Source organism: Pseudomonas gingeri (assembly GCF_013386165.1).
In the GTDB taxonomy this organism is placed as follows: Bacteria; Pseudomonadota; Gammaproteobacteria; order Pseudomonadales; family Pseudomonadaceae; genus Aquipseudomonas; species Aquipseudomonas gingeri_C.
This window is the reverse complement of record NZ_JACAOS010000041.1, coordinates 1-238: the sequence shown is the minus strand read 5'-3', so window position 1 is coordinate 238 and position 238 is coordinate 1. Positions and strand designations below refer to the sequence as shown.

1 pseudogene is annotated in these 238 nt (G+C 53.8%); it reads right to left on the bottom strand.

From position 1 onward, the window contains the following. Positions 1–238, bottom strand: a pseudogene (locus HX866_RS34570) (hypothetical protein); the annotation flags it as partial.

Below are 238 nucleotides of genomic sequence, written 5' to 3'. Positions count from 1 at the left end.
CGTTGATCACATAGACATCGTTACCTTGACCGCCTTCCAGGGTATATCCACTGACATCGGAAGACAGGGTATCGTTGTAAGCCGAGCCAACCACGCGTTCGAAGTTGCTCAGCTTATCGCCTTCGGCATCGCCACCACTGCCAACAGTGATGACATTGGGACCACCGAGGCTGACTGTAACCGCCGCACCCGATCCAGAGTAATCAATGGTATCGGTACCCAGAGAACCGTTGAACTG